The following is a 1,546-nucleotide window of genomic DNA, read 5'->3' as shown; positions in this document are numbered from 1 at the left end:
TGAGTTACGCCTTCGAGCACAACAACGCCACCTTCGTGCTGCTTGACCGCTACACACTGGCCGACGGCAACAAGGCCACCATCGAGTCGCAGCTTCCCTGGATCGAGGACCGGCTGGCCGGACGCCCCGCCGACGCCCATGCATTCGTGCTGACCCATCAGCCGCTGATCGGCGAAAAGCACGCCGGCGGCCTGATGGGCGAAAGCGGCCTCGACGTGGAGGACGCGTTCATCACCAGTCTGTGGCGCAACAACGTGCCCTACCTGATCACCGGGCATGACCACATGCACGATGTCACCCGGGTGACGACCACCGACGGCGTCTCGGCGCATGTCGTCCAGCAGATCTCGGCCTCGTGCAGCAGCAAGTACTACACCCCCGTGGTGCCGTCGAACGACGAGACCTACAACGATCCGCGTCGCCAGGCACCGATCCAGCAGGAGCTCTACTCGGCCGGCTACTACATCTATTCCGTCGAGGGCGACAACGTCACGGTCGACTTCTACGCCGATTTCATCACCGAGAACGGCGAAGACCTGCGAACAACGCCGCGCCTGAACTTCACGCACCGAACGCGGTGGGGTTACGGCCTTCGGGGTGAAGCGTTCTTCATCGCGCCCGGCGAATCCTACGCCGCGGTCGAGGACCATTACCAAGAGGGAGGATTGACCACCCGGGCGCGGCTGCTCGGCGGCACGAACACCGGCGTCGGCACCGACTACGCCGGCCGGCCGTTCAGCCGGATGGTCAACACCGGATGGGTCACCCGCGTCGATGGTCTGGCCAGTCACATCCTTCGGCTGTGGGGCCTACCGGAAACCGTCGCCGAAGGCGGCTCGGCGGGCGTCCCGCTGTCGCTGAGCTACGATCCGGCGAAGGTCACCCCGGAAGCGCTCTCCAGCGGTCGTTTCGCGCTGGCCTATCTGGACGAGGCCAATCGGCGCTGGATCAACGCCGCGAGCACAGCCACGAGCGGCCCGACCAGCTTCGTCGACGGCCCCTGGGAACCGACCTACCCGCCCGGCACCCATGGCGTCGATCGTTCCGCCCGCACGGTCTGGGCGGTAGTTCGCGGAAACGGCCACTTCGCGGCGCTCACCCTGCCGGCGTCATGAACGCGGCACGCAGACCGGACCGCGCGTCCATCTGAGCATGCGGCGCTACCCGGCGATCCAACTCAGATCGATTTCCACACCCAAGAGAATCAGCAGCGCGAAGACGGCGAACAACCCGGCCGCGACGAACCGCACCTTGTCCAGCGCCCACCTGCGGGCCAGGCGCTCGCCGATCAGCACCGCCGGAACATTGGCCGCCAGCATGCCCAGCGTCGTACCCGCGGTGATCACGAACAGATCCGGGTATTGCGCACCCAGCGCCACGGTCACGAGCTGGGTCTTGTCGCCCATCTCGGCGACGAAGAACAGCGTCGTGGTCGCCGCGAAGGCCCCTAGGCGACGAGCCTGTCCGTCCGACTCATCCAGCGAATCCGGAATCAGTGCCCATACGGCGAAGCCGAGGAACGCCACTCCGATGACCCACCGCGACC

General features: G+C 66.4%; 2 protein-coding genes. One reads left to right on the top strand and one right to left on the bottom strand.

Going from position 1 to position 1,546, the window contains the following annotated elements; translation table 11 throughout:
- Window positions 1–1,115 (top strand): hypothetical protein (locus tag ABNS06_RS11145; RefSeq protein WP_348674671.1); only part of this gene is annotated, 1,115 nt, incomplete at its 5' end.
- A 45-nt stretch (window positions 1,116–1,160) separates the two neighbouring features.
- Here ABNS06_RS11145 and ABNS06_RS11140 read toward each other — a convergent pair.
- A partial coding sequence (locus ABNS06_RS11140) for a TMEM165/GDT1 family protein (protein WP_348674670.1) occupies window positions 1,161–1,546 on the bottom strand: 386 nt, incomplete at its 5' end.

The sequence above is a fragment of the uncultured Abyssibacter sp. genome, assembly GCF_964000955.1.
Taxonomy (GTDB): Bacteria; Pseudomonadota; Gammaproteobacteria; order Nevskiales; family OUC007; genus Abyssibacter.
Note: the sequence above shows the minus strand (reverse complement) of the source record. Positions and strands in the feature narration are given on the sequence as shown.